The 26,163-nt window shown below is 50.4% G+C and carries 20 protein-coding genes and 1 pseudogene; 7 read left to right on the top strand and 14 right to left on the bottom strand.

The genetic code is table 11. The features are described from left to right. Positions 1–40: 40 nt before the first annotated feature. Together PXC00_RS00965 and PXC00_RS00960 are read left to right on the top strand one after the other, a co-directional pair. On the top strand, positions 41–1,834 hold the full coding sequence (locus PXC00_RS00965) for an ABC transporter ATP-binding protein (protein WP_275844825.1): 1,794 nt from the start codon (positions 41–43) through the stop codon (positions 1,832–1,834). Beyond that, entirely contained in the window at positions 1,831–3,585 is a 1,755-nt protein-coding gene (locus PXC00_RS00960) for an ABC transporter ATP-binding protein (RefSeq protein WP_275844826.1), read from the top strand. Before PXC00_RS00965 ends, PXC00_RS00960 begins: the two co-directional genes overlap by 4 nt. A 53-nt stretch (positions 3,586–3,638) precedes the next feature. Here PXC00_RS00960 and PXC00_RS00955 read toward each other — a convergent pair whose 3' ends face one another. The 6 genes from PXC00_RS00955 to PXC00_RS00930 all read right to left on the bottom strand — a co-directional run bounded on the left by PXC00_RS00955 (position 3,639) and on the right by PXC00_RS00930 (position 9,600). Beyond that, positions 3,639–4,640, bottom strand: a complete 1,002-nt coding sequence (locus tag PXC00_RS00955) for a YdcF family protein (RefSeq protein ID WP_275844827.1) — start codon at positions 4,638–4,640, stop codon at positions 3,639–3,641. Positions 4,641–4,815: 175 nt separating this feature from the next. Next, positions 4,816–6,249, bottom strand: a complete 1,434-nt coding sequence (locus tag PXC00_RS00950) for a glycoside hydrolase family 1 protein (protein WP_275844828.1) — start codon at positions 6,247–6,249, stop codon at positions 4,816–4,818. A 6-nt stretch (positions 6,250–6,255) separates the two neighbouring features. Next, the gene (locus tag PXC00_RS00945) at positions 6,256–7,602 is read right to left on the bottom strand and encodes a 6-phospho-beta-glucosidase (RefSeq protein WP_275844829.1); all 1,347 of its coding nucleotides are present in this window, start codon (positions 7,600–7,602) and stop codon (positions 6,256–6,258) included. Positions 7,603–7,633: 31 nt separating this feature from the next. Next, complete coding sequence (locus PXC00_RS00940; RefSeq protein WP_275844830.1) at positions 7,634–8,944, bottom strand: PTS sugar transporter subunit IIC; 1,311 nt, start codon at positions 8,942–8,944, stop codon at positions 7,634–7,636. Between the two features lie 29 nt (positions 8,945–8,973). Next, positions 8,974–9,273 carry a PTS sugar transporter subunit IIB gene (locus tag PXC00_RS00935; protein WP_275844831.1) on the bottom strand — a complete coding sequence of 100 codons (300 nt, stop codon included), beginning with the start codon at positions 9,271–9,273 and terminating at the stop codon, positions 8,974–8,976. Positions 9,274–9,276: 3 nt separating this feature from the next. Beyond that, positions 9,277–9,600: a PTS lactose/cellobiose transporter subunit IIA gene (locus PXC00_RS00930; protein ID WP_275844832.1), complete on the bottom strand. Its 324-nt coding sequence runs from the start codon at positions 9,598–9,600 to the stop codon at positions 9,277–9,279. Between the two features lie 271 nt (positions 9,601–9,871). On the opposite strand from PXC00_RS00930, the gene PXC00_RS00925 reads away from it, so the two are divergent. The 4 genes from PXC00_RS00925 (at position 9,872) to rpoN (ending at position 15,935) form a co-directional block, all read left to right on the top strand. Then, positions 9,872–12,553, top strand: a complete 2,682-nt coding sequence (locus PXC00_RS00925; protein WP_275844833.1) for a sigma 54-interacting transcriptional regulator — start codon at positions 9,872–9,874, stop codon at positions 12,551–12,553. A 78-nt stretch (positions 12,554–12,631) separates the two neighbouring features. Beyond that, entirely contained in the window at positions 12,632–12,901 is a 270-nt protein-coding gene (locus PXC00_RS00920; RefSeq protein WP_275844834.1) for an HPr family phosphocarrier protein, read from the top strand. 1 nt (position 12,902) lies between these two features. After that, on the top strand, positions 12,903–14,543 hold the full coding sequence (gene ptsP / locus PXC00_RS00915) for a phosphoenolpyruvate--protein phosphotransferase (RefSeq protein WP_275844835.1): 1,641 nt from the start codon (positions 12,903–12,905) through the stop codon (positions 14,541–14,543). Positions 14,544–14,573: 30 nt separating this feature from the next. Next, positions 14,574–15,935, top strand: a complete 1,362-nt coding sequence (rpoN, locus tag PXC00_RS00910; protein ID WP_275844836.1) for an RNA polymerase factor sigma-54 — start codon at positions 14,574–14,576, stop codon at positions 15,933–15,935. A gap of 174 nt (positions 15,936–16,109) precedes the next feature. On the opposite strand, the gene PXC00_RS00905 is transcribed toward rpoN, so the two are convergent. The 6 genes from PXC00_RS00905 to PXC00_RS00880 form a co-directional block, all read right to left on the bottom strand. Then, positions 16,110–16,949 (bottom strand): carbohydrate ABC transporter permease, encoded by an 840-nt coding sequence (locus PXC00_RS00905; RefSeq protein ID WP_275844837.1) that lies wholly within the window; start codon positions 16,947–16,949, stop codon positions 16,110–16,112. Continuing rightward, positions 16,946–17,818 carry a carbohydrate ABC transporter permease gene (locus PXC00_RS00900; RefSeq protein WP_407654342.1) on the bottom strand — a complete coding sequence of 291 codons (873 nt, stop codon included), beginning with the start codon at positions 17,816–17,818 and terminating at the stop codon, positions 16,946–16,948. The genes PXC00_RS00905 and PXC00_RS00900 overlap by 4 nt, the downstream gene beginning before the upstream one ends. A 143-nt stretch (positions 17,819–17,961) precedes the next feature. Further along, complete coding sequence (locus PXC00_RS00895) at positions 17,962–19,317, bottom strand: ABC transporter substrate-binding protein (RefSeq protein WP_275844839.1); 1,356 nt, start codon at positions 19,315–19,317, stop codon at positions 17,962–17,964. A gap of 176 nt (positions 19,318–19,493) precedes the next feature. Next, entirely contained in the window at positions 19,494–21,293 is a 1,800-nt protein-coding gene (locus tag PXC00_RS00890) for a sensor histidine kinase (RefSeq protein ID WP_275844840.1), read from the bottom strand. Further along, positions 21,277–22,845: a response regulator transcription factor gene (locus tag PXC00_RS00885; RefSeq protein ID WP_275844841.1), complete on the bottom strand. Its 1,569-nt coding sequence runs from the start codon at positions 22,843–22,845 to the stop codon at positions 21,277–21,279. The genes PXC00_RS00890 and PXC00_RS00885 overlap by 17 nt, the downstream gene beginning before the upstream one ends. A gap of 381 nt (positions 22,846–23,226) precedes the next feature. Continuing rightward, positions 23,227–24,057, bottom strand: coding sequence for a hypothetical protein (locus PXC00_RS00880; RefSeq protein WP_275844842.1), 831 nt, complete (start codon positions 24,055–24,057; stop codon positions 23,227–23,229). A gap of 283 nt (positions 24,058–24,340) precedes the next feature. Here PXC00_RS00880 and PXC00_RS00875 point away from each other — a divergent pair. Continuing rightward, a pseudogene (locus tag PXC00_RS00875) lies at positions 24,341–24,457 on the top strand (helix-turn-helix transcriptional regulator); the annotation flags it as partial. A gap of 839 nt (positions 24,458–25,296) precedes the next feature. Here PXC00_RS00875 and PXC00_RS00870 read toward each other — a convergent pair. Both PXC00_RS00870 and PXC00_RS00865 read right to left on the bottom strand, forming a co-directional pair. Continuing rightward, complete coding sequence (locus tag PXC00_RS00870; RefSeq protein ID WP_275844843.1) at positions 25,297–25,710, bottom strand: hypothetical protein; 414 nt, start codon at positions 25,708–25,710, stop codon at positions 25,297–25,299. Beyond that, positions 25,710–26,072: a PadR family transcriptional regulator gene (locus tag PXC00_RS00865; protein WP_275844844.1), complete on the bottom strand. Its 363-nt coding sequence runs from the start codon at positions 26,070–26,072 to the stop codon at positions 25,710–25,712. The genes PXC00_RS00870 and PXC00_RS00865 overlap by 1 nt, the downstream gene beginning before the upstream one ends. Between the last annotated feature and the right edge of the window lie 91 nt (positions 26,073–26,163).

The following is a 26,163-nucleotide window of genomic DNA, read 5'->3' as shown; positions in this document are numbered from 1 at the left end:
AGTTAGCTAACGCTAACCAAACTTGAAAAGGAGTGATTCCATGAACCGCAATTCCAAAAAGCCGAGCAGTCTGTCGCGGCTGCTCGGCTACGCGGGCAGCCGGAAAAAGCTCACCCTGCTGGGGTGCGCCCTCTCTGGGATTGCCGCGCTGCTTGCAATGGCCGTGTACATCTGCATCTGGTTCACCGCGCGCGGCGTTTTTGAAGTAATGCCGAATTTCTCAAAGGCTGCCGGTCTGGTACATTTTGGGTGGCTTGCGCTGCTCTTTTCCGCAGTGAGCACATTGCTTTACCTCGTTGCGCTGATGTGCACGCACCTTGCCGCCTTTCGTGCGGCACGCAATATGCGCGCCGCAGCAGCGCGTCATCTGGTTGACCTGCCGCTGGGCTATTTTTCTGCGAACCAGTCCGGTCGCCTGCGCAAGCAAATCGATGACAACGCCGGCATGACCGAGACCCTGCTGGCGCACGAATTGCCCGATCTGGTCGGGGCGGTGGTCACACCGCTGGGAGCAATCGTGCTGCTGTTCGTTTTTGACTGGAAGCTGGGTCTGCTCTGCCTGCTGCCGCTGATTGCCGCTGTCTTTCTGATGAAACAGATGATGGGCGGAAAAAACGCCGGATTTTTCAAGCGGTATCAGCGCGCGATTGAAGACCTAAGCGCAGAGGCCACAGAGTATGTGCGCGGTATCCCCGTGGTGAAAGTGTTTCAGCAGACAGTTTTTTCATTTAAGGCTTTTTACGCCGCCATCATGAACTACCGTGATATGGCGGTGGAGTATACCCTTTCCTGCCGGGTCCCTATGACCGGCTTTACCACCATACTGAACAGCACTTTCCTGCTGCTCATTCCCGCTGGTCTGCTGCTTTGCGCGGCATCAGCTGAACCTTGGATTGCCTTAGCAAACGTTCTGTTTTATATACTTTTTACGCCGTTTTGCGCACTGATGCTGATGCGCATTATGTATGCCAGCGAAGCAGTCATGCAGGCAGACGAGGCCGTCCGAAAGCTCGAAGAAATTCTTGCGCAGCCGCCTTTAGAGGAGGCCGCGCAGCCTGTGACCGCAAAAGACAGTTCTGTGGTATTTCAGGATGTTCTGTTTACATACCCCGGCGCTGCGCAGCCGGCACTTTCGCACCTTTCGTTTTCTGTGTCGCCGGGAGAAACCGTCGCTTTGGTCGGGCCGTCCGGCGGCGGCAAAACAACTGCCGCAAGCCTGATTCCGCGCTTTTGGGATGTACAAAGCGGGCGGGTGCTGGTGGGCGGTGCGGATGTGCGGCAGCTTTCCTCTGCCGCGCTGATGCAGCAAATCTCCTTTGTTTTTCAGGACACCCGCCTGTTTAAAACCACGCTGCTGGAAAACATCCGCGCCGCCCGACCGGAGGCAGAGGAAGCACAGGTGCGAAAAGCCGCCCACGCCGCCCAATGCGATGACATCCTTGCAAAGCTGCCGAATGGCCTGCACACCGTTGTCGGTACCAAAGGCGTTTACCTTTCCGGCGGCGAGCAGCAGCGCATTGCGCTGGCACGGGCCATTTTGAAAGATGCCCCCATCGTCGTGCTGGATGAAGCCACCGCATTTGCTGACCCGGAAAACGAAGCACTGATTCAAAAAGCCTTTGAAACCCTGACAAAAGGCAAAACCGTCCTGATGATTGCACACCGGCTTTCTACGGTGGTAAACGCAGACCGGATTTTTGTATTGGAAAATGGCGTAATTGCGGAACAAGGCACGCACCGGGAGCTGACGGCGCAGGGCGGGCTTTATGCCCGTATGTGGCAGGACTACCAGACCTCGGCGCTCTGGAAAGTCGGAAAGGAGGCACACGCATGATTCGCAAAATACAAAAAACCTTTGCCCTAAGCGAAAAGGGCGCCGGGGATTTGGTGCGCGCTGTACTTTGGACCATTGCGGCCAATCTGAGTCTTATGCTGCCGGTGGCACTGCTCGTCAATGTTTTAATGCACCTGACGGAAGCGATACAAAAAGGTCGAAACCCCGCCGCGGGCATCTGGGGCTACACAGCAATTGGCGTGTTCCTCTCAGCACTCATCTATCTGGTACACCACTTCCAGTACGGCAGCCTGTACGTTGCAACTTACACGGAAAGTGCGCAGCGGCGCGTAACGCTCGGCGAAAAGCTGCGGGAACTGCCGCTGTCTTTCTTCGGTCGCCGCGACCTTTCGGACTTGACCGCCACCCTGATGGCAGACTGCAGTTCTCTGGAGCAAGCGTTTTCCCACTTCATCCCGCAGCTGTTCGGTACGATACTCTCCACTGCGCTGATTGCAGTTGGTCTTTTGTTCTTTGACTGGCGCATGGGTCTTGCCGTTTTGTGGGTATTGCCCTTTTCGGCACTGCTGATCTTCGGCTCGCGCCGGCTGCAGGACCGCTTCGGTACACGCAGCATCCTCACAAAGCGCGCCGCTACCGATGGAATGCAGGAACTTTTGGAAACAGTAAAAGATATCAAAGCGTGCAATCAAAAGGAAACTTACCTGTACGGCCTGCAGAAAAAGCTGCACCGCGCGGAATCCGCCGCGATCCACTCGGAACTCGCTACCGGCATTGTCGTTACATCCGCGCAGGCGTTTCTGCGGCTGGGCATCGCCACAACGGTACTGGTGGGAATCCGCCTGTTGGTTGCCGGGCAGATCAGCCTGACGGTGTTTTTGATTTTTCTGGTGGTTGCGGCGCAAATTTATGACCCGCTGAATATTTGCTTTATGAATCTGGCCGCAACCTTTAACGCCAAGCTGCAAATCGAGCGTATGCGCGCCATAGAGGAAGAACCGGTGCAGACCGGCACAAAGCACTTCGCACCCAAGCGCTATGACATTGTATTTGACCATGTGCGCTTCGCTTACAAAGAGGACGAGGGTGTGCTGAAGGATGTCTCTTTTACCGCAAAGCAGGGCGAAGTGACGGCGCTGGTCGGGCCTTCCGGCGGCGGCAAAAGCACAGCTGCCAAGCTGGCGGCGCGCTTCTGGGATGTAAACGGCGGGCGCGTCACCCTGGGGGGCGTGGATGTTTCTACCGTAGAGCCGGAAACGCTGCTGAAAAACTATGCCATTGTTTTTCAAGATGTTGTACTGTTCCACGATACCGTTCTGGAAAATATCCGTCTGGGTCGCCGAGATGCCACCGATAGCGAAGTGCTTGCGGCAGCAAAGGCTGCGCAGTGCGATGACTTCGTACAAAAAATGTCTGCAGGCTACCAAACCGTGATTGGCGAAAACGGTTCCACGCTTTCAGGCGGCGAGCGGCAGCGTATTTCCATTGCGCGGGCACTTCTGAAAAACGCCCCTGTCATTCTGCTGGACGAAGCCACCGCCAGTCTGGATGTGGAAAGCGAAACCGCTGTGCAGCAAGCACTGTCCGAGTTGATTCAAAACAAGACCGTGCTGATTATCGCCCACCGGATGCGCACTGTACTGGGTGCAGACAAGGTGGTTGTGCTCGCCGACGGAAAGGCAGTGGAAGCCGGCGTACCGGCGGAACTATTGCGGCAAGACGGGACGTTCCGCCGCATGGTCAGTCTGCAAAGCGAAAACCAGAACTGGGCGCTGCAGGGGAAGCGCTGACACGCTTTCCCCTAAAACAGATTGTTTCCGCGGGCGGTCTTTTCCCTGTTTGGTCAAAAATTATAGGTTGCCAATTCCCAGAGAATCACGCCAAGCACCCACAGCACCGCAAGAAACACCGGCGCTTTTTTGTACTGCAGCATGATGGCGATATACTCGCGGATAAAGGCGTTCGGCCAGTAATAAAAGGCTGTCTTGCAGCCAACACCCTCGGCATTCAACCCAATCCGGCGCGCATAAGTGCCCGCCCGAAAAACGTGATAGTCATTGGTGACGAAGATGCAAGAATAGGCAGGTAGAAGGCTGTCCATGATTTTTTTTGAGAACTGCAGATTTTCCAAGGTGTTTTTTGACCGCTCCTCCAAAAGGATGCTTTCCTGCGGAATACCGTGCTGCAGCAGATAGTCCTGCATCGCCTGCGCTTCTGAAACCTGCTCGTCACCGCCCTGCCCGCCGGAAACAATGATTTTTGCCTTGCGGCCGGACAGTTCATACACCTGCATCCCCTTGTCCAATCTACCGGCAAGCAGCGGTGAAACCCGGCGCCCCTCCAAAAGGCCCGCACCATGAATGATAATGAAATCACAGTCGCGCTTTTTGGGCACAATCTGGTAAAAAGTCGAGTAGAGGAGCAGCGCGGCAAAAGTGAAAAACACATATACACCTGCCAACACAACCAGAGCGAAAAGTTCCCGTACCGGATTGTTGATTGCATTTGAAAACAGATACCGCGCTGCCAGCAGGAAGAGCCACACACCCACGCCAAACGCAATGGAAAGGACGTGCGCCACCGCAAAGCCTTCTTTTCTGATAGATGTAACGCCCTCTGCCAAAAAGACAAAGGAAATCGGCACAATGCTCAGCGGCAGCAGCACGAACAGAAAAATCAGAATCAGTGCGCTGACAGCCGAGCCTGTAGTTGCATCGGCGACTGCTGTCAGCAGAAAGAACACCGTCAGCGTCAGATAAACCGCGTTGCGGAACTGCCGACGCTCCTTTAAAAAAGACGCCAGGAACAGACCGCCAAAAAGCAAAAATAGAATCCAGAACAGCATGGCTGCTGCCTCCTTTCTGCAGTCCTCTGCGAAACAGAGAAGCTGTTCTTTTATTGTATGCAATCTGCGCTTGGTTTTCAACCCAAAACCCGCTGCGCACGGAAAATTCTGCCGAATCGATACCAATACAGCAAAGGAACCTCTGCAAAGTCCAATCCTGCAGAGATTCCTTTTGTTACAGTGACACCGTCAAGTCTTCCCCATTAGAAGCAATGACTTGTTTGTACCAGTCAAAACTCTTTTTCTTTCTTCGTTCCAGTGTGCCGCTGCCATTGTCCTGCAGGTCGACATAAATAAAGCCGTACCGCTTTTTCATCTCGCCTGTGCTCGCGCTGACCAAGTCAATCGGTCCCAACGTTGTGTAGCCGCGCAGATCCACCCCGTCTTTAACGGCTTCCCGCATTTGCTCGATATGCTGTTTCAGGTAATCAATCCGGTAGTCGTCGCAAATGCTGCCATCCGGTTCCACGCGGTCTTCCGCGCCAAGCCCGTTTTCCACCACCATAATTGGAATCTGGTAGCGGTCATACACGCGATTTAAAACCCAGCGCAGACCCTGCGGGTCAATCTGCCATCCCCACGCAGAAGTCTGCAGATACGGATTCTTTAAACCGCCCATCACATTGCCGGAGGCGGTTTCGCCGGAATCCGCGCCAATGCAGTTCGACATATAGTAGCTGAATGTGTAATAATCCACGCGGCCCTTTTGCAGCGTTTGCGCGTCCTCTGCCGTCATGCCGACATCAATGTGGTTCTCTTCAAAGAAGCGGTTTGCATACGCGGGGTACGCGCCGCGCACCTGCACATCACCCGCCAGCATATTATGAATTTGGTCGAACTGCTGAGTCAGAAGTTCATCCGCTGGATTGCAGGTGCGCGCATAAACCGCCATGAAACAGATCATACAGCCGATACGGAAGTCCGGGCTGATGCGGTGCCCCACCTGCACCGCCTTGGCGCTTGCCACCATTTGATTGTGCAGCGCGCGAAAGCAGTCCTGCCGCATATCCCGCTCCGGCTGCGGCAGCATTCCACCGCCGATGTACGCACCAAAAGGGTTGGTCAGCATATTGATTTCGTTAAAGGTCAGCCAATACTTGACCTGCTTTTGATAGCGCTGAAAAATGGTTTCTGCATAGCGGACATACAAATCAATCAGTGCACGGTTTTTCCAACCGCCGTACTTTTCCGTCAAAGCATAGGGACTCTCGTAATGTGAGATAGTCACCAGTGGTTCGATATGGTATTTCCGCAGTTCTTCAAAAACACGATCGTAAAACGCCAGCCCGGCTTCGTTAGGGGTTTCGTCGTCGCCATGCGGAAAAATACGCGACCACGCAATCGACATCCGGTAAACTTTAAAACCCATCTCTGCGAAAAGCGCAATATCTTCCCGATACCGGTGATAAAAATCAATACCGCGGTGGTTCGGGTAAACAGCGTCCTGTTCCAGTATCGGTGTTACACGCCGGGGCGCCTGCGCGCTGCCCGCTGTGTAGTGGTCATCCACACTGTCACCTTTGCCGTCCGTATTCCATGCACCCTCAATCTGGTTGGCGGCGGTTGCGCCGCCCCAGAGGAAGTTTTTAGGGAATGTACTGTTTTCCATTCCGCATTACTCCAATTCCGCGATTTTGCTTTGAAACTGCGGCAAATATTCCCGGTTTGCAAGCAGCATCTCGTCCAGCAGTTGTGCTGCAATTCTGCCGCTTGTAATCAATGGGTTCATAGTAAATGCCTGCAGCGCCTTGCCGTAATCTCCGGTGACCGCTGCTTCAATCGTGCATTCCTCCATTGCCTTCTGCAGCTGCAGCGGCCCGCGCACATTTGGCGCGAAGCTGCCCCAATTCAGCGGCTCCGGCCCGTGGCTGGTAATGAGGCTGGAAACTTCCACAATGCAGTCATAAGGCAGGTCGCTGATGGTACCGTTGTTGCGGGTGCTTACTACCATCAGATTGCGCTTGTCACTATAAATGGATTCAATCAGCTCACAGGCAGCCTCGCTGTAATAGGTACCGCCGCGCTGCGTTAATTGCTCCGGCTTTTTGTCCATCTGTGGATTTTTGTAAAGTTCAAACAGCTCTTTTTCGATTGCCTTGACCTGCTCCCCTCTGGTTTTATGGTCTTTATATTCTTCCAGTTGATCCTCCAGCATATCCGCCGTCAGGTAGTAATAGTGGTGATAGGAACAGGGCAGCAGCCCCAGGTCTTGAATCTGCTCAAAGTTATAGGGAATCTCCTTGATGTTCTTTACAATCTGATACTTGCCGGCATTTTCCGGACTGTAAACCTGATTGATCAGGTCCCTGGTAATTTCTTTGCCCGCTTTGTTCCAAACGCGGTGCCAGTGGAAGTGATCCAAACCGGCAAACTGAAAGAACAACTCCTGCTTTTCCTCATTTAGTCCCAGTATCTCATAGCACTTCTTCTGGGAAATGACCGGTACATTGCACAGCCCCACGGTTTTTTCCCACTGACCATACCGTATGGCTGCTTCCGTAACCATACCGGATGGGTTCGTGAAGTTGACCAACCATGCATCCGGGCAAAGCGCGCGCATATCCTTGATGATGTCCAAAATCACCGGAATGGTGCGGAACGCCTTAAACAGACCGCCTGCGCCATTGGTTTCCTGCCCTATCAACCCGTGGCTCAGGGGAATGCGCTCATCGCGAATGCGTGCGTCCAGCAGCCCCACGCGGAACTGCGTGGTGACAAAGTCCGCCCCGGCAAGCGCCTCCCGGCGGTCAAGCGTCAGGTGCACTTGGCAGTCCAGCTTTGCCGCTTTGACCATGCGTTTTGCAAGCGCACCGACAATTTCGAGTTTTTCCTTGCCTTCCGGAATATCCACCAGCCAGATTTCCCGAACCGGCAGCGTATCTTTGCGCTTGATAAATCCCTCAATCAGTTCCGGCGTGTAACTGCTGCCGCCGCCAATTGTAACAATTTTAACTCCCTGCATCTTTGTTTTTCCTTTCTGCTAAAAAGCGGTTTCAGGCCTCTGCTTCCTGGGCATTCTGCACGTTTTCATCTGCGTGCTCCTGTTCATAGGCTTTTTTATCAATAAACTTAAAGGGAATGTAATAGACCGCCAGAGAAACTGCAACCAAAACGACCTGCAGTACCGCGATGCGCCAGCTGCCCTCAATGATGCCGGAGGCAATAATCGGCGTGGACCACGGAATCTGCACCCCATTGAGCCGCGGTACCAGCCCGATAGCGGTTGCCGCATAAGCAATGGAGCCGGTCATAATCGGCGCCAGCAGATATGGAATCAACATATACGGGTTTAAGACAATCGGCGTTCCAAAAGTAACTGGTTCGTTGATATTAAAAATGCTGGTAGGCAGGGCAAGCCGCCCCAGCGTCCGGTACTGCTTGCTCTTCGCCTTAAACGCCATCAGCAGCACAAGGCCAATGGTCGCGCCGGTTCCTGAGAAAATGACATAGCAGACAAAGAACTGGTACCCAAGGATATTCGGCAACGCCTGCCCTGCCTGGTAGGCATTCAGGTTTTGCATATCCAGCGCCAAATACAGCGGATACATGACACCCAGCAGCACGATATTGGTTCCGTGAATGCCGAAAAACCACAAAATGCCGATAATTAGATTCACTAAGATAAATGCGCCGAACGTACCGGACAGCCCCTGCAGCGGAATTTGGATGCAGGTGTAAATCAGCTGATCCAGGCTGCCGTAAGGTGTGGCTTTGAAAACAGCCGCCACCAGCAGCGCGATAATAGAAACCGCAAAACCGGGAACCAGACCGGCAAAAGAAGTCGATACAGCCGGCGGCACACTGTCTGGCATTTTAATCGTAAAGCCTTTGTCCATAAACCAGACGTACAGCCGTGCAGTCAAAAGCCCGACCAGCATGGCGGCAAACAGTCCCTTCGCGCCAAGCCAGTCAAACGGAATATAATTCACCGTGCCGTCCTTTGTGGTCTGTTCGCCAAGCGGTGTAATGATGAAAAAGCTGATTAAGGCAAGCATACCCGCCATGGTGCCGTCTTTGTCAAACTGCTTCGCCAAAAAGTAGGCGATGAAAAAAACGGCAAGCACTGCCATAATGTTGGTTGTAAACGTCGCCGGCAGATTTAAAATCGGTGTAATGCCGTGTTGACTCAAAAAGTCCGTGTACGCCTGAATGGGCAGGTTCGCGAGCAGTGTAAAAATGGAACCGATGATGATGGGTGTGATGATGAACATCATCGCTCTGGAAATTGCCTGAATGTACTTGTTCCCTGCAAATGCAGCCGCTATGTTTTGAATCTTTTCCTGTGTCTGTTCATTCATTTTCATAATTCATTCACCCTTTCCGGCCGCGCTCCCTACATCTTCAGCGCGGCTTGCAGCACCTTTTCTCCATTCATCATGCCATAGTCCATACTGCTGATAACCGCCATCTTAATGCCCTTTGCGCCGTACTTTGCCTGCATTTTTTTGAGCGTGTAGCCCACCTGCGGGCCCAGCAGCAGAATGTCCGTGTCATCTGCGTACTTGTCAAATTCATTTTCCGCGATGGCACGGATTTTCACATTCGCGCCGGACTTTACCGCTGCCAGATTCATTTTGCTCACCAAAAGGCTGGTGGACATACCCGCGTTGCAAACCAGTGTAATTTTTGTCATAACTCAATCCGCTCCTTTTTTATGAAAAATCATTTCGTAAAGGTCTACAAACTCCCCCGCCATATCTGAAACCGTAATGGCGTTCATCAAATGATCCTGTGAATGTGCTGTAAGCAGCGAAACGCTTTTGATGTTTCCATCCGCCTCCTCCTGAATCAGGTCTGTCTGAAATTGGTGCGCCTGCGTAAGGAACTTTCTACTTTCCTCCAGCTTTTCTCTGGCAGCGCCGATTTCTCCTTTTTTGGCAAGGGCAATCGCCTCCATTGCTCTGCTTCTCGCATCGCCGCTGTTGACAATCAGCTGCATGGTCATTGTTTCGATTTCCATTTTACCCACCTGCATCTTATAAATTTCTTGCTGCACTTTACCCAGCAAGAAGCGTGCCAAAACACATTTTTTTTAAATTTTTCAGCAAAGCGCCCGCTGCTTCTGCAGAAAAACAGCAGGCGCCCATGTGTTTTGAAAAAAGTCCTTTTTCAAACACATTGCCTGTGTATTTAAAACACATTGCCTATAAAAAGTCTTTGTTCGTTGACTTTTTAATGCACAACGTCTATAATACAAAGTGTATATCATTTCAATGGGGGAGGACTGCGCTTTGAAACGAATAGACACCGTGAAACAACGGCTTGCTGAGCTGACCGGGCAGCGCGGCATTTCGGCAGGTGAGTTGGCAGAGGACTTAGGGCTTTCCCGCGCAAACGTCAGCAGTGACCTGAACGCCCTGTGCAAAGCCGGTCTGGCAGAAAAGTACGGTTCCAAACCCATCTATTATAAAATTGCAGAAGCAACCGTGTGCCAAAGCGGCGAGCTGCTTTTGGATGCTTTTGTACAGAGCAACCACAGCCTGTTTCATTGTGTGGAGGAAGCCAAAGCCGCCGTTCTGTATCCGCCGCACGGTATGCATATGCTCTTTTTCGGGGAAACCGGCGTTGGCAAATCCATGTTTGCCGAGTTGATTTATCAATATGCGCACGAGAAAGGCTGTCTGGCTGCAGACGGCCCCTTTGTCGACTTTAACTGCGCAGATTATGCCGACAATCCGCAGCTGCTTCTCAGCCAGCTAATGGGTGCAAAAAAAGGCGCCTACACTGGCGCGGACAGCGACCGACCCGGGCTGATTGAAAAAGCGGACGGTGGCATTTTATTTTTAGATGAAGTGCACCGCCTGCCGCCGCAGGGGCAGGAAATGCTGTTTACCTTTATGGATAAAGGCATTTACCGACGGCTTGGCGAAACTGATGCCCAGCGCAGCGCCACAGTGCTGCTGATTTGTGCGACAACCGAAGACCCCGGTTCTAACCTGCTGAAAACCTTCGTACGCAGAATCCCGATGGTGATTAAAATTCCCAGTCTTTCGGAGCGCAGCACTGACGAGCGGCTGAACCTAATCAGCACGTTTTTTACCGCAGAATCCGCACGCCTTGGCAAACCCATTTCTGTTTCCGTCAACTCGGTACGCTCCCTTTTAAGCTACCCCTGCCCCAACAACATCGGACAGCTGAAAAATGATATTCAGATCCTGTGCGCCCGCGCGTACTCTGACTATGTTTCCGGAAAAAAGGACGAACTGTGTATCGTCAGCCTTGACCTGCCGGACGCCATTCGCAAAGGTCTTTTCAGCGAAACCTCTCACCGTGACATCTGGAAGCGTTATATCGGCATGAACAAACGCTTCTGCGTGTTTGATAGCACCGCCAAAACACCGCTTTTCACCCGCGATGAGAGCAGCGAAACCATTTACGACATGATTGACGAACGTATGCGGGAACTGAAAAACGCCCATGCCAGCGAGCAGGAGATTGAAAAGGAACTGAACAGCGATATTGAACTGTACTTTCAGAAGTACATTTCACAGGAAGCAGGCACGCAGAGTTTTTCAAACCTTAAAAATCTGGTCGGTATGAAGATTATTTATGCCGCCGATGAAATTTTATCGCAGGCTTCTAGAGAACTGACACGAGCCTTTCAGGATGATGTGCGCTATGGGCTGTCCATCCACATCTACAACTCGATTAACCGCGTACAGCGTGGGCGAAAAATTGTAAACCCGCAGCTCAACAATATGCGCAAACGCTATCCAAAGGAGTTTTCGGCAGCGCTGAAAGGACTCGCCATCATCAACGACCAGTTTGACGTGGAAATGCCCATCGACGAAGCCGGGTTTTTGGCCGCTTTTTTTAACATTGACTGCTTGGGGAAGCGAGCAAAGGTGCGCGTCATTGTCATTGCGCACGGATCTTCCACCGCCGCCTCCATGGCGGAAACCGCCAACCGACTGCTTGGATTTCAGGATGCCGCCATTGGCATTAACGCGCTCTTGGACGAAAGTCCGCAGGCGGTTTACCACCACCTAAAGGACTATCTGCACCAGCACCCCGCGGAATCCGGCCTGCTGCTTTTAGTCGACATGGGCTCCCTGCTGAACTTCGCACCCGCCGTTCAAAAGGAACTTGGTACTCCTACAAAAGCCATTCCACTGGTCAGCACCCTGCACGTGGTTGAAGCGGCGCGCAAAGCCTCTCTGGGGTATTCCCTGGAGGAAATTTACCGCGCCGTTATGCGTATTCAGGAGCTTTCTCCGGAAGGCGCGCCGGCGCTGCCATCCAAAGAACGGCTTGCGCGGATTTTCATCATTTCCATCTGCACCACCGGTGAGGGCAGCGCTGCTTTAATTAAAAATATTCTGGACAGCCAGCTTAACTACCACGGCGGAATCTGCGAGACCATTGCGCTCAAGCTGACTGACTTTGAAAACATCCGGGAGCGGCTTGAGACCATCTCAAAAATCGGCAGAATCATCTGCATCATCAGCTCGTTCGATGTCGGTTTTCCGGTCGCTCACTACCGCCTGTCGGAAGTGATTGACGGAAACGCCCTGACAAAAATCCAGAAAACCGTGGATCAGGAATGTACACTAGAAAACATCAGCGGTACTTTCTCCACCATGCTGAAAAACGCGGATGGGCCAAGGCTCTTAGCCGCTGTGCGGAAAGCAGTGGAAGGCATGGAGCAAAAGTCCGGCTGCACCCTCACGCCGGATGTAAAAATCGGTTTGTACTGCCACATGGGCTGTATGGTAGACCGCCTGCTTTCAAACGGTACACTGCGCGCTTTTCCCGGAAAGGAAGCTTACCGGAACCAAAACGAAGCACTTTTGCACCAAATCAAGGAAGCCTGCGTGCCCTTGACCTCCGCCTTTCAAATCTCCATTTCCGAGGATGAGTTTTGCTACCTTTCTAAATTTTTTACAGAACCGAACTGTGTGCATCCTGCCTGAGTTTTTCAGGGCGGCACATTTTGGCACGGAATATGCTTGTTAAAGTTCATCAAACACTTTTCAAGGGGGAAATGAACCATGACATCACAAACCGTCAAAATTATGAATAAGATTGGGATTCACGCGCGGCCGGCTTCCCTGCTGGTAAACACGGCGGGGCAGTTTGCGTCGGACATCCGCATAAAAAAAGGCGACCGCATCGCCGCTGCCAAGTCGATGATCAATCTGCTGGCACTGCGTGCCAAAATGGACGACACCGTGACCGTTGAAGCAGACGGTGAAGACGAAAAAGAAGCGGTGCAGGCTTTGGTTGAGCTGATTTCCACAAAGTTTGGCGGTGAAGAATAACATGAAAACGCAAACCCTGTTTACCGGCATTGGCGTTTCCAAGGGCTATGCCATCGGCACCGCTCTGGTACTGGAAGCGTTTGAGCAGCCATCGGAAATCCACGCGGCACAGGATGCCGACACCGAAACGGCACGCCTGCAGGCAGCAGCTGACCTTGCCAAAGCCCAAATCCTGCGGATTGCAGGAAGCAGCAAAGCAAACGCCGCCATCATAGAAAGCCAAACCGCCTTTTTAAAAGACCCTGCTTTCCTTGGAGAGGCTTTTTCTGCCATCCGCAGCCAGCACCTTTCCGCAGAAACAGCGATTTCTGATATCACGCACACGCTGTACCAGACATTTGCGGAAATGGACGATGCCTATATCCGCGAACGCGCCACCGATATTCAAGATATCGGTGAGCGCATTCTGCGTAATTTATCAAAAAAAGGAAGCGGCCCTGACTTCAAGAATCTTCCGGAAAACACCATCTTGATTGCCGATTCTTTGAAGCCCTCTGACACGGCGCAGCTTGATAAATCCAAAGTTTCCGCCTTTGTAACCGAAATTGGCGGGCAGACCTCCCACACCGCCATTCTGGCAAAGGCACTCGGCATTGCGGCGGTTGTTGGCTGCCGGGATTTTCTGCAGAATGTGCAAAGCGGCGACCAAGTGATTGTCGACGGCGTTTCCGGCGATGTGCTGGTCAATCCCGACCGGCAGACACTTGAAAACTACCGTACACTTGCAGCGGAGTTCATGCGGCATAAAAGCGCAGCCGTACAGACTGCCGGTTCCTGCAGGGAGATTTTCACGGCAGACGGAAAGCGCATCCTCGTTGCCGCAAACATCGGCGGCATAGACGACCTCTCCCTCGCTCTGCAAAACGGTGCGGAAGGTGTCGGTCTGTTCCGCACCGAGTTTCTTTACATGAACCGTGAAAAAATGCCCACCGAAGAGGAGCAGTTCCGCGTCTTTCGGCAAGCCGCGCAAATGCTGAACGGCAAGCCGCTGACCATCCGCACGCTAGACATCGGCGGCGACAAAAGCCTGCCGTACTTTCCGCTGCCAAAAGAAGCCAACCCGTTTCTGGGGCTGCGCGCCATCCGCCTGTGCCTGAAGCATCCGGCATTGTTCAAAGTCCAGCTGCGGGCTATTCTGCGTGCTTCCGCTTTCGGAAACATCCGCATCCTGTTCCCCATGATCAGCAGTTTTGGTGAGCTGAATGCCGCGAAAAAAGTACTGACACACTGCAAGTCCCAGTTGGATGCAGAGGGAAGCCCGTATGACCGCAACATCCAAACCGGTATGATGATTGAAATTCCCTCCGCTGCGGTTTTGGCAGAGGAATTTGCAAAGCAGGTGGACTTTTTCAGCATCGGCACCAACGATCTGACGCAGTACACCCTTGCCGCCGACCGCATGAACGAAGCGGTTTCCGAACTTTACGACCCTATGCACCCGGCAGTGCTGCGTCTGATTTCCGGAACCATCACAGCTGCACACCGAAACGCAATTCCGTGCTGTATGTGCGGCGAGCTGGCTTCTGACGAACGGGCAGCAGCGACCCTGCTGGCAGACGGTCTGGATGAGTTTTCCGTCAGTCCCGGTGCAATTGCCGATACTAGATGCCATCTCATTCAGGCGCTGGGCGAAAAGCGCTGAGCAAGCGCCGCTTACAGGAGGTACCGCAAAATGGAACTTTCCTTGAAAGCCGGGCAGACTTTAAAGCAAGGGCAGCAGCTCCTTTTGTCCGCGCAGCAGCGGGAATCCCTCAAGGTTCTGCAAATGCCGCTGCCGGATCTGCGGGCGCACCTGGCGGCAGCCCTTTGTGACAATCCGGTTTTAGAAGAAGGCGAGCCTGATGCAGCGCCTACTGACGGTGTCCCGGACTTTTTGCAGCAAGCTTTCCAACCGGATTGCCGCAGGGGGCTCCCCAAAGGAGAGGAAGAACGCGATCCATTTTATGCTGCCGCCGCACAGCCGGATTTTCATGATTTTCTGGAACAGCAGTTACTGGAAATTCAGGCTGCACCGACCTTGCTGAAAATCTGTCGCTACATTCTTGGCAATCTGGACGACCGTGGCTACCTGTGCTGCTCTCCGGAACAAATTGCCGCCGACCTGCGGGTCAGCGCCGCCCAAACCCAAAAAGCGCTTGCACTGATACGGCAGTTTGAACCGGCCGGTGTCGGCGCCTATGACTTACGCGACTGCCTGCTGCTGCAGTTGCAGCGGCTGCCTGCCTGCGAACCCTATGTTTTGCAAATTGCAGACAGCTGTTTGGATTTACTGGCTCAAAATCAAATTCGCGCCATTGCAAGCAGGCTGAAAATTTCCGTGCAGCAGGCGCAGGCAGGTTGCCGCACAATCCGCTCCCTGAACCCCATCCCCTCCAGTGGATGCCGCGGCTCCGCGGCAGAAACGGTTTACGTCATTCCCGAAGCACAGATTTTTAAGAAACCAGACGGCAGCTGGGCCGTACAGAGCAACCGTACTTATCTGCCGAAAATCTATATCAATCCGTTCTATTTGCGCCTGTACGAGCACCCGGACACACCGGAAACCAAAGCCTATCTAAAAGAAAAAATACAGGCGGCTTCCCGCTTACTCACTGAACTTTCTGAACGGGAAAGCACCATTTCGGCAGTCCTGCAGGTGATTGTAAAGCTGCAGGAACTTTATTTTTCACAAACCGCAGATGCGTTAAGGCCGATGACCATGCAGGAAATCGCGGAGCAATTGCGCCTCAATGAATCAACCGTATCCCGTGCCGTACAGGGAAAGTACATTTTATGCCGGCACGGTGTTGTCAGCATACGTTCGCTTTTTACCAACGGACTGGGGCATACGAATGTTTCTGTCGCGCAAGTAAAAAACCGGCTTCAGGATATCTTTCACAGGGAGGATCCGTTCCATCCGCTCTCCGACCAAACGGCAGCGGCGCTGCTAAACCGGGAATGCGGTCTTGAAATTTCCAGACGTGCCGTTGCTAAGTATCGACAGAGTCTCGGCATTCCTGCCTCCTCCAAGCGAAAGTGCTTTGTGCAGGCATAGAAAAGCCATTGAGGCTCCGATAAAATGAATGGTGACGGAAACATTCAAAAAGGAGGTAACCCCAATGGCAAAAAAGAATAATACAAATCTCACGGAATTGTTCCTGAAAAGGCTCATACGCAACTGATGGCTATTTTTTATAACTATATTGCTTTTATGCCGAACCATTTGGCTCTATTTGACAGAACCGATCATTCCGGCCACAAACTGCTTCTGCATGAGGAAGAAAATCAGCCCGGTGGGCAGGGTCGCAATTACAATACCAGCCATGATCATACCGTAATCCGGCGTGTAAGAAGAACCCATTGCAGACAAAATCAGCGGTACTGTGCGCATTTTCGGATCCTGCAGCGCAACCAGCGGCCACAGGTAGTTGTTCCAACTGCTCATAAAGGTAATGATGGCGCCGGCCGCATATGAAGACCGCATAACCGGAACATACATATGGAAAAAAATCTGCGGTTCGCTAAGGCCGTCCAGCCGAGCCGCTTCGAGAATATCTTTTGGAAAGCTCTTTGTATTCTGACGGAAGAAAAAAATCAGGAAAGCCGTGCAAATATAAGGTACCACCACGGCAAACAATGTGTTCAGTCCAAAGGTTCCGAAACCCGCCCGGCCAACCGTGCTGAACATACGATACAGTGGAATCATCAGCGCACAGAACGGAACCATCATAGAAACAAGCAGAATATGAAACACCCGGTCGCGAGCCTTGCTCCGGAATATTTCAAACCCATACCCGGCAATCGAAGAGATCAGCAGAGCAAGCACCGTGGTAATAACGGAAATCAGTGCGGAATTCCAAACCGATCTGCCAAAGTTAAGGTCGCTGGTAAACAGGCTGTGCAAATTTTTCAGTAACTGCGTGCCGAATGTCAGTTTCGCGGAACTGACGTCAACAGCGGAGTTGGTCGCGGAAATAATCATCCAGACAAACGGGAAAATGGAAAGCAGCGCAACAATGGACAGAAAAATGTACTTTATTACCGAAAGCGCTCCGTTCTTCTTTTTCAAGAGTCTTCCCCCCCTATCTTCATCTGCGCTATGGAAAGCAGCACAATCAGCACCACAACAATGAAAGCAACCGCACTGGCGTAACCGAAGGTGGGCGTGTATTTAAAGCAGAGATTGTAGATGTACTGCGAAATTGTCACCGTGCCGTTCGCGGGGCCTCCCTGCGTAATGTTTTGCACCTCATCAAAGAGCTGCAGCGTGCCGATTGTCGAAGTGATCGCCGTAAACAGAATAATCGGCTTCAGCAGGGGAACTGTCATGTAAAGGAACTTCTGTACCGCGTTCGCGCCGTCAATATCTGAAGCCTCATAAATACTGGGCTCAATATTTTGTAAGCCGGAAAGGTAAAAGATCATGTTGTAGCCAGTCCAGCGCCAGGTAATGGCAATGATGATAAGAATCTTCGCCCAAAACGCATCCGTTGTCCACTGGATAGGTGCCAATCCGAATTTACCTATCAGTTGATTAAATAGGCCTGAGTTAGAAAAGATACTCTTCATAATCAGGGAATAGGAAACCAAAGAGGTGATGCAGGGCAAAAAAATCGAAATGCGGAAAAATGTACGGAACTTCAGATGCTGGTCGTTCAAAATTACGGAAATAATGAGCGCCAGCACCAACATGACCGGTACCTGAACCACCAGGTAGATCAAAGTGTTTCCCAGCGCCTTTCCCACTGTTTCGTCATGAAACAGCCGCACATAATTCGTTACACCCCCGAAATGCATATTAACGCCTTTGCCCGTCTGGAAAGACATAATCAGAGCGCCAATCATAGGGATGAAAACAAATACGCTGATTAAAATTACACTGAGGGATACGAACCCCCAGCCCCAGCGATTCAGCTTTTTTTCCAGTGAATGCCGAATCGGTTTTCGCGGGGCGCCACCCTGGGTTTTTACCGTCCGAATTCGGTTCTCAGTCACGAAAATACCTCCTTTAAGCAATCGACCGCCGCCGTATCCCGGCAGCGGCCGATTTTTCGCTAACAATTCCGTATGGGAAGTTCCCTTTAACCCGCTGCGGAAATAACGCCTTCCACCTCGGTTTGCGCATTTTTAAGCGCATCGTCGACAGAAGTCCCTTTTAAAACACTCTGTACCGTTTCAGTAATTTTGCTTTCAATGTCATAAGTAGAAGTGCCGTAGTTCACTGCGGGAATCTTGTCGGTCCAGTTTGCAAAATCCTTGTAAATTGTCTGGTTGCTGAAGAACGTGTCCGGTGTGTTTACGTTTTTGTTGGAAACTGTATCCTTATAGGTGCTTACCAGACTGATGTCTTTGCACAGGCTGCCAAGTAAATCCGTATCGGAAGCAAAGGTCTTGCTCAGAAAATCTTTTGCCGTATCCTTACCCGGAACTTTATCAATGACATACCAGCTTGCACCACCGCAGTTAGAAGCATTAACGGAACCAGAAACATCTGCCATGCGCGGAAACTCTGCCACCGCCCATTTTCCGGACTGGTCGGCAGCCTTCTTAATACTGGAAGCATACCAGCATCCATTTACAGCCGCCGCAACTTTGCTCTGATTCATGGCCGCTACCGCGGGGTCCCAGCCGGAAACCGTCAGGGTTAAACCATCATCATGCAGTTCTTTGTAAATAGAAAGCGCTTTTTTCAGTGCTGCGTTGTTTTGAATATCCGCCTTCCCGTTTGCATCCACATACCACTTGCCGGCAGACTGCATCATCATGCGGATCAGACCCAAGTCACTTGGGTCTGTGGTAATCATCGGCTTGCCGGTCTTTGCCTTAACAGCCTTGCCAATCTCTATAAATTTGTCCCAAGTAAGATTCTGCATATCGGAATCATTGTAGCCCGCCTGTTTCAGCAGATCGGTGCGGTAAAATGTGCAGGCAACGCCGCTGTCAAACGGAACACCGTAAACCTTACCGTCTTCCGTCATCGTTTTAAGCTTGTAGGACATGAATTTGTCTGCTTTGGTCACATCGGAAAGATCGCTGAGCACACCGGGATAAGACTTGAGATAGTTCTGAATCCGGTAGTCCTCGATTAAAACGATGTTCGGCATTCCATCCATACTGCCGGATTCAAACGCTGTGTTCAGCTTTGCCACAATGTCGTTCTGCGCCATGCTGACTACGTTTACCGTGACATCCGGATTGTCCTTTTGGTAAACGGCCTTCGCTTCGTTGGCTGCTTTAACATTGAACGTGTCGTCCCACGCCCAAATCGTCAGTGTCTTTTTTTCGGAAGATGACGATGCCGACGCGGCGGTAGTAGATGCCGCGGCACTTGAACCCGACGCCGTGGAAGAAACGGAACCGTTTCCTCCGCCACACGCTGTCAAACTGAACATTGCGGCGGCACTCAAAACGGCTGCCAGAACTCTTTTCCCTTTCATACTGCAACTCCCCTTTACAGATTTCGTGTAACTTTGCACACATTTGTTTTATAGCACAATGCAATTTTAGCATATATTGCATAAACTCTGTAGGATTTTTTTCAGCCTATCTTTTTAATTTCTTCAGGAGTTGCACAGTACATATTGGTATATTTTATTAAATTTTTTTGATGTTTTTAAATTTTTTCAGGTTCCCGCTTCTCGCTGCTCTGCGAAATTACGGGCAGGGTGACCCGCACCAGCGTGCCGTGACCCGGCTCGCTGAAAATTTTTACCCCGTAGGGTTTGCCGTACAGCAGCAAAATACGCGCATTCACATTCCAGATACCGATGGAATGCCCATTTTCGCCCGGTTCGCTGGTCAGCAGCGCATCCGCAGCCGCCTGCGTCATCCCCACGCCATCATCAATAATCTCGCAAATCAAGTGGTCGCCGTGCCGGTCGATAAAAGCGGAAACGACCCCCTCGGTTCTGCCGGTAAAGGCGTGAAAAAACGCATTTTCCAGAAGCGGCTGCAAAAGCACTTTCGGCAGGCAGCACTGTGCAGATGCGGAACTGTAAGAAACGTTGGTCTGTATCTTCTCCCCGAACCGTATTTTCTGCAGAAAAATGTAGTTCTCCAAATTCTGGACTTCCTCCGCCACAGAAATCACCTGGTTGCTGTTGCTCAACACGCCTCGCAGCAGTTGTGTAAACGTGTCGATGCCCTCTACGGCTTTTTGAGGTTCATCCTGCCAAATGAGCCACTTGATCGATATCAATGTATTGTAAATAAAATGCGGATTAATCTGCATCTGCAAAGCATGGATTTCCATACGGCGTTTTTCCTCTTCAAGTCCCAGAAGCCGGTGGACGTATCCGTTCAAATTCCCGACCATCACGTTGAATGCCTTTGAGAGTTGGCGTGTTTCGCGCCCTCCTCCAGTGGTATTCACCTCTTTGGGTAATCCTTGTTTTGCGGTATCCTCCATCGCGGCGGCAAGGCGGCTGATGGGTCTGGTGATTTCGCTGATAAAATAGAAAACGGCAATCAGAACAGCTGCCGTAACCAAAAAACAAACCAAAAAGATATAAATGCCGCTTTCAAATTCGCGGGCGGCCTTGGTGTAGTCAAACAAACTGACCAGGTGAAGGTTCCAGCGCGGAATATTCACCTGCAGAATCAGTGTCCTTTTGCCCAGAACATTTGCGTACAGACTCGCCTTTCCCTGGGACTGCATTTGCCGCAGTGTTACGGCAAGCTGCGAATTATGCCCGCCCGCAGGTATTTTGCCAACCGACGAAACCACATTCCCAGATTGATCCATCAGCAGCAGATTGTTTGTGGTGTTTCCCAGTTTGCCGAAAAACGCCTGCAGATCCCCCTGGCTGAGCACCACACAAGCAAAGCCGAAGGGCTTTTGGGCTCCCTGGTGAGTAAGCGCCTTAATCGCCATAAACGAAGCTGCTGAAGCAGACCCCTTTGTAATTCCATGCGATACAAAACAGTACAGGATGCGGTTCGGCTGCTGCCGAGCCTCTTTCACCGCCGCACTGGATAGGAACCTTTCTGCCGTCAGGGACAAGCTGGAGCCGTTGCTGACAAAAACGCGGCCGTTTTCTCCTACAACGGCAACATCGTAGAATGTCATGGGAAGAACTGTTTTCAGTTCTTTCTGCATGATATAGACCTGATTGTAAGTGTCCGGCAGCTCCCCCTGTGACTGAAAGTACCGAGAAAATGCCTCGCTTCCGTTTACGGTTAACTCCACATTGGTAATCTTGTCATTGACAGATTCCATATTCGTCTTTACAGTGGAAAGAATCTGCTGACTGGAACGGCTCATCGTATCCACATATCCCATACGGGTCGTGTGCAGCGCCACACCAAGGGTGGAAGCTGAAACCAGCAGTACCCCCGGTACAACCACGGCGGCAATTTTCAAAAACAGACCGCCGGAAAAACCATGCCCGCGGCTTTCACTCTTCTTCTTCATTGCGTCCTCCCTGTTTGCAGCGCTTCCGATACTCACCGGGAGGGATTCCTGTCATTTTTTTAAATACGCGGGTAAAATAGCTCTGATCCGCATACCCCACTTCTGTGCAGACGTCTGCAACAGAGAGCTTTCCCTGTCTTAGAAGCTCCGAAGCATGCCGCACGCGCTCCCGATTCAGGTATTCACTGAACCTCTCCTGATAGTGCGTATGAAAATAAGACGACAAATAGGTGTAATTGAAATTAAACCGCTGGGCAAGATCCGCCAGCGTCAGCGGTTCATTATAATGCCCATTTATGTACTGCAGAATCTTTCGGCTGATGCTGTCGCCGGCGTTAATTTCATACCTACCGACAATTGCCTTGAAATCAGACTGCACCACAGCAAACATATCGGTAAAATCCTCACAATACGAGCAGGCATAGATTCGATTTAAGCAGTCCCGTTTCAGATTGGTTAGCGCAGCCGGGTCCAGTCCTTGATCCTCCAGCATGGAAAGGATGGGGTACCATGCATTTTGAACCAGCGCCTTGAGCTCCATTTCCCCCAATGACCGTTCTTTCAGCACCTTGCCCACATAGTCCTCCAGCATCTCAAGAGCTTCTGTTACCTGAAGGCTGCCGAGATACCACATATAACTGTCCATATTGAATTTTTCTGCAGGCGCAGCAAGATAAAAATCCTGAGGCTCCATAAAATGCTGTCCTTTATAATAAAAAAAGCTGTCCGCTTTTTGCTGAAACGACCCTGAAAGCAGCTGCTTTAGTGCAGAAAGTGTAGACACGGTAGAAGTGCAAATGTAAAAAGTCCGGGGCTCCTTTCGGGCAATCTGTTCTGCGCAGCACCGCAGGGACTTGCGGACAAAATCTTCCTGCTCAGCGGAAAAATTTACAATTAAAAGGAGGAGGGATTCCTCCAGAACAAGCTGCACATACGGAATATCCGCAAGAAGCGCGTTCACCTGCAAGGTGAGCAGGCCCGACTGGTACTCCAGCGATTCTGTACCGCGCCCAAACAGCCTTGCACGATCCATTCCCATCATTATGAAGCAGGGGCGGGTAAATACCTTTTCCAGGGTTTCCCTGTTATGCTCATCAGAAAAGCCGGAAAGGTATTTTTCGGCACACACTGCCAGTGAAAGGTCACACGCGCCGTGGTGTGAAATGCCCGAAATACCTGCGGCGGCTTTTTTCATGACCATCAGAAGGTTTTCCGGGTTAAGTGTCGGCTTCAGGATATAATCCACCGCACCGCTTTGGAACGAATCGTGTACATAGTCAAAGTCACTGTAACTGCTCAGAACCACCACGCGAACCTCCGGGTACCTGCGGCAGATCTCCTTTTCCAATTCCCGCCCGTCCATGACGGGCATAATAATATCCGTCAGCACAATATTCGGGTGGCACTTCTCCAATTGTTCCAAAGCCTCCGCCCCATTGGTTGCTTCACCGACAATTTCAAATCCGTTCGATTCCCAATCCACCATATTGCGAATTCCCCGTCTGGTCAGGTATTCATCCTCCACCACCAGAACTTTGCAGCAACCATCCAAAACGATTCCTCCCCATCGATCGTTTTTTGCACGCCCAGTCAGCAGCGCTCCCCGCCGCTCCTAGACACAACCATTATAATCCCGCCCCTTTCAGTTTACAACCCTGTTGAGTTGTGTAAAAAGCGTTTGCAATTTGGGGATTTCAGAAAATGAATGAAGCGGCATTTCGCAGAAGCGTCTGCCTGTCGGACATTGTCTACTGCGACGGCTGCGGGGAATTTTTCCGCCGGATTTACCGGTATACCTAGAGAAAGAAAACCATCATCTGGCGGCTAATTGAAAAGGTCACTGTCTACAGCGGCAAACAAGTTGCCGCGGACAAATTTACCGTGGAGTTTAAGGCCGGCGTGGCAGTCGGGTTGCCGGGATGAGCACTGTTATTTACTGTACAAATAATACAAGCTCGTTGTATATCTCCCCATTGTTTAGCTGTGCCAATTGTTTAAGGCTTTGTTTGCACATAAGGTGCTTAACGAACTCACAACCCAAATAATAACCAACAGCAGAATATCCTTGATAAGCACACCAATCGCCGAAAAAATCTTGAATACGGATTCCGTTTTGAACTCTATACAGATATTCCTGTTGTATTTCTCTTTTATGCAGTTGGCACCATGATAGCCATCCGTCTTTATCTTGGTGGTAAAATTGGTCGTCACCGCATAACATTTGTTCGCAACGCATGGCAATTCCCTCACTGAACAATTGAAATACCGCCTTTTCTTTTTCTGTATTTTGTTTTCCAAAAGCGCCCCCTGCTTCCTCGTGCCAAATATGACCCAGTTCATGAGAAATGAGAGAGAAGAGTGTGGTTTTATCGTACCATTCCAGTTCAATAATTTTTTCAATGCCAATCAGCACAACTCTTTGCGTTCCTAAAGAAGTAGCCCATCCTGCTCCGTTGCATAAGCCCAAGTATAAAATGACATAGGCATCCAATGTTTTCCTAAAACAAGATCTAAATTTGGCATTTAAATTTTGCGTCACAATCTGATAATTCTCGTGGATTGTGTTGATGAGGTCTTTGTTCATCATCGCTTTTTTCACAACCGGCAGCACTTCAACTTCAAAATCGTAATCTTTCACATCACCAACCACTTTGGAATACAAATAAGGCGAGATTCGGTCGGCATACTCTTTCCAAACATCCATATCAAAATGATCCAATGCACAGAGTCTTACTACATCAAGATATGTATCAACGAAACGCATTTTTCAACTCCTGTTCAGTTTATACGACACATGATTTTCGAAAAGCTTTCTAAGTTTCATTCCGTTCACAAAACCCCGCCAAATCTAAAAACATCTATTTCGCCCACTCGCAAAGCCCGAAAGCGCCAGTCTTCCTAAGAAGTATCTGGAGTATTTTCGGGTGCCATATGCGGAATGATAAAGCGAAGTTGACAAGAAAATTATAAATGTTAATATGCGTTGCTTGCCGCAACGGGCAGGTTTTCATATAATTGTGATAACAACTGAAAGGTGGTTATCCCTAATGTTAAACGAAAACATAAAGGCAATTAGAAAATCAAAAGGACTTTCGCAAGAAGAACGTGCTATCAAGCTGAATGTGGTGCGGCAAACAGTTTCCAAATGGGAGCAAGGAGTTTCCCAAAGCTAAGGAAACCAACAAGTACTCACGCTGACCTTGCCTGTGCAGTACAGCCCGAAGGGTTTCTAACAACAAACCGGCGGTATTCAACCCATGAAGGGGCTGAATACCGCCAGTTGTTTCGCGGGGTTTCCAAAGGGGGCACCCCCTTTGGCACACGCACTTTGCGAAGCAAAGTGTAGTGTGTTATACGCTCTGGCAGCGTTTCCGTTTCAAATGCCAATGCCGCCGCGAAGGGCGGGGACGTTTGAAGCAGAAAGGAAGCGGATATGAATTTGCGGCAAGAGCGTATATGAAAAATGTGAATTAGGAAATTTGTCCGGTTGGAGAACAGGTAATAGATACGGAGGGATCAACTGTTGTGATAGGAATAAATCCCAATTTTTTAGACATGGAAGCTGACATGTTTGCGGTTCCGCCACTTTTCCAAGTACGTTCATTTTTATAAGTCCAGCCACTTGCAATCCTATGGCTGGTGCTCATCCGATTTACCCACGCGGAAGATCTGTTGTAACCAAAATTTGCAGTTAGCGTTATTGAGCCGACCCAAGTGCCATCGTGTCTAACGGTACTTGTTGCACTGGCGGTTTTTGTCTGTGTCTAAGTATTAGAATGTATACTTTTGCCAGTTTTCGGGATGGAAATGACTGTTCTCATTGTGAATCCATTGCCCAAATCTTTTTCAGACACGCTGACGATTGTTTTATCGTTCTGTTGTGGAACGGTCTCGGCAGCAAAAGAGGGTACGACAAAACACAGGCATAGGGCACTCACTAACAGAAAACTTAAAATCCGTTTCATTTGAAATCTCACCTTTCCTTGTAAATTTATGGATTTATCTATGAAGGCACTGCCTTAGATGGAACGCTGGGAACAGAAACATCTGACGAGGTATAAACCGTCACCTTAGTTTCTTCGGTGAATCCCGAATGCATGCGGCCTATGTAAATGACTAAAGCGATTAGTAATACAAGTAAAACGGTGCCACTTACAATGCCAATCCATATTTTCCTTTTACGTTTTCGCAAGTAGGTGTTTAGTACATCAGGTGATATTTCTTCTAAATAAGATTTTGCTACTGATTGCGGTGAACCGAGGCAGGTTTCCAAATCACGAAAGGAAGCGCCGGGGTTTTCCTCCAAACATGCGTCTAAATCATTTTTCAAAACCTGTAGATATTTCTGTCGGTATTTCTTAGGATACATCAAATGCTTTTTTACTGCTTTTCTATATTTCTGGGCAATGGTTTCCATTATTCTATGCCCCCGTCCGAATGTAAAATTGCAGAAATCCCCTTGTTTATCTTGTCGTAACTATCCAACAGCTCCGCAAGATAGCTGCGGCCCTTGTCCGTGATCTCATAAAACTGTCGCAAACGGCCATCTTTTGCGATATGTTTATCTTTGAGCTGCACATACCCATGCCGTTCCATTCGATAGATCACGGCATATGGGAATGAAATAGTAAACACCCCGTTGCTGAGACTTTCTAACTCTGTTGCAACCTCATTGACAAACATTTCATGTTTCTCAAAAAGAAATAGAGTTAGCATCTCACAGGTTGCCTTTTTCATCTTTTCTTCCAAACCTTCTACACTACCGCTGATTTGTTCCATATTAAAACCCTTTGAACATATTTTATACTCATATTTTATACTTATATCAAATAAATATCAAGAAAAATAAATTTGCTATTGACAAATTTAT

Source organism: Caproicibacterium argilliputei (assembly GCF_029211325.2).
Classification (GTDB): domain Bacteria; phylum Bacillota; class Clostridia; order Oscillospirales; family Acutalibacteraceae; genus Caproicibacterium; species Caproicibacterium argilliputei.
Note: the sequence above shows the minus strand (reverse complement) of the source record. Positions and strands in the feature narration are given on the sequence as shown.

Bases quoted from the DNA above. Each gene is read 5' to 3' on its own strand.
- PXC00_RS00895 (WP_275844839.1), bottom strand. From the start codon at position 19,317: ATGAAAGGGAAAAGAGTTCTGGCAGCCGTTTTGAGTGCCGCCGCAATG.
- PXC00_RS00865 (WP_275844844.1), bottom strand. From the start codon at position 26,072: ATGGAACAAATCAGCGGTAGTGTAGAAGGTTTGGAAGAAAAGATGAAA.
- PXC00_RS00935 (WP_275844831.1), bottom strand. From the start codon at position 9,273: ATGACAAAAATTACACTGGTTTGCAACGCGGGTATGTCCACCAGCCTT.
- PXC00_RS00940 (WP_275844830.1), bottom strand. From the start codon at position 8,944: ATGAAAATGAATGAACAGACACAGGAAAAGATTCAAAACATAGCGGCT.
- rpoN (WP_275844836.1), top strand. From the start codon at position 14,574: ATGGAACTTTCCTTGAAAGCCGGGCAGACTTTAAAGCAAGGGCAGCAG.
- PXC00_RS00965 (WP_275844825.1), top strand. From the start codon at position 41: ATGAACCGCAATTCCAAAAAGCCGAGCAGTCTGTCGCGGCTGCTCGGC.
- PXC00_RS00945 (WP_275844829.1), bottom strand. From the start codon at position 7,602: ATGCAGGGAGTTAAAATTGTTACAATTGGCGGCGGCAGCAGTTACACG.
- ptsP (WP_275844835.1), top strand. From the start codon at position 12,903: ATGAAAACGCAAACCCTGTTTACCGGCATTGGCGTTTCCAAGGGCTAT.
- PXC00_RS00955 (WP_275844827.1), bottom strand. From the start codon at position 4,640: ATGCTGTTCTGGATTCTATTTTTGCTTTTTGGCGGTCTGTTCCTGGCG.
- PXC00_RS00960 (WP_275844826.1), top strand. From the start codon at position 1,831: ATGATTCGCAAAATACAAAAAACCTTTGCCCTAAGCGAAAAGGGCGCC.
- PXC00_RS00870 (WP_275844843.1), bottom strand. From the start codon at position 25,710: ATGGAAACCATTGCCCAGAAATATAGAAAAGCAGTAAAAAAGCATTTG.
- PXC00_RS00950 (WP_275844828.1), bottom strand. From the start codon at position 6,249: ATGGAAAACAGTACATTCCCTAAAAACTTCCTCTGGGGCGGCGCAACC.
- PXC00_RS00920 (WP_275844834.1), top strand. From the start codon at position 12,632: ATGACATCACAAACCGTCAAAATTATGAATAAGATTGGGATTCACGCG.
- PXC00_RS00880 (WP_275844842.1), bottom strand. From the start codon at position 24,057: ATGCGTTTCGTTGATACATATCTTGATGTAGTAAGACTCTGTGCATTG.
- PXC00_RS00930 (WP_275844832.1), bottom strand. From the start codon at position 9,600: ATGGAAATCGAAACAATGACCATGCAGCTGATTGTCAACAGCGGCGAT.
- PXC00_RS00890 (WP_275844840.1), bottom strand. From the start codon at position 21,293: ATGAAGAAGAAGAGTGAAAGCCGCGGGCATGGTTTTTCCGGCGGTCTG.